Here is a 1,449-nt window from a genome sequence, read left to right on the forward strand (position 1 = left end):
CGCAGGGAGCGCAGGAACGCCATGGGGGTCATGCCGCGAAAGCTCTGGAAGCCGTTCTGCAGGCTGCGGGCGCTCACGCCGGCCTGGGCGGCGATGTCGGCCAGGGACAGGGGCTCGGCGAAATGCGCCTCGATGAAGGCCTCGGCGCGCTTCACGTAGAAGGGGGCGGCCGCCGATTGCGGCCGCAGCAGCGCGTCCGAGTAGGTGTGGGAGTGGCCCAGGAGAAGGGAGGTGAGAAGCGTCTGCTCGAGCTGTCGCTGCGCTTCCGGCAGGAGCTTGAGCATCGAATGCGGATCCTGCAGCTCGGACGCCACATACTGGGTCAGCCGCAGCCAGCTCTGCCCAGCCGCATTGTCGAGGGAGAAGTTCGTCTGGAAATCGACCGGCTTCTCGATCTCGCGCCCAAGCAGCTTCGCACAATACTCGGCGATTCTGCCGCGGTTCATCAGCATGACACGCGTCTCGCAATCCTCGGCATAGTGGAGGGTTTCGCGGGGCCCGGAGGTGATGATCACGCCCTCGTTCCGCGAGATCCCGAACTCTTCCCGATCCAGAATCACCCTGCCCGTTCCCTTGTTCGCCATCACGAAGCCCAGGAGATCGCCAGCTTCATAATGCTCGAATTCGACAGCGATCTGACTGCCGTAACGAATGTCGAAGACCGCAAGATTATCGGCCCCGTGGAAGTGAAACGTGCTGTTGACGGACCTGTCGCGGCTCAAGGGGACGAGCTTGTGGGGAGTGATCTGTGAGCTGACCACGTGCTCGATTTCGTCCAGCCTGGAAGAACGGTAGGAATGCTCGAGAATCGCTCCGCTCCGCTCCTTCCTGCCGCGGATCGTCTCGTCCGGGTCCGGGAGGAGATCGATTCCTGGATCGTGGCTTGGGGCGCTGGTCATCGTCACACCGTTCCGTGCGAGGGGAGCGATGCAGCGTGTTCGGCCCGGCAACAACCGAGGGTGCCGACCCGCCAGCGGGATGCGGGATAGCAGGGATCGAAGTTCGTCCCCGCAACCCGGTCTTTCCGTTGAAGATCTTCCTCGTATTGCCTCATTGAAGGACGCCCGTATCGTCGAAGCCGCGGGCGACGCTCCAATCAGTACGATATTTCGATACGTCTCCCTCAGATCACTTTCTGCAACATGATGACACGATAATCAATATGGCAGGAAGCACGAGAGCGAAGGCCGGGCAGTTTTTACCCTTCCGGAAGGGTGCCTTAAGCGGCCCTGGTTCTGGCGAGCGTCCGCTTGGGCGTTTCGCCGAAGGCGTGCCGATAGGCGGAGGCGAATTCGCCCAGGTGGTTATAGCCGCAGCGCAGCGCCACCTCGGTGACCGTGACGGTGCCTGGATCAGACAGCAGCAGGGTCTGATGGGCGTGCCTGAGCCGCAGGGAGCGCAGGAACGCCATGGGGGTCATGCCGCGAAAGCTCTGGAAGCCGTTCTGCA

Annotated in this window: 2 protein-coding genes; both read right to left on the reverse strand. The window is 62.5% G+C overall.

All coding sequences use genetic code 11. The annotated features are described in order from the left end of the window. A partial coding sequence (locus tag KBI52_RS01500) for an AraC family transcriptional regulator (RefSeq protein ID WP_210804869.1) occupies nt 1-899 on the reverse strand: 899 nt, incomplete at its 3' end. A 320-nt stretch (nt 900-1,219) separates the two neighbouring features. Continuing rightward, nucleotides 1,220-1,449 (reverse strand): helix-turn-helix domain-containing protein (locus KBI52_RS01505; protein WP_210804870.1); only part of this gene is annotated, 230 nt, incomplete at its 5' end.

Origin of the sequence: Microvirga sp. HBU67558, from assembly GCF_018069605.1 — a bacterium.
GTDB classification, from domain to species: domain Bacteria; phylum Pseudomonadota; class Alphaproteobacteria; order Rhizobiales; family Beijerinckiaceae; genus Microvirga; species Microvirga terrae.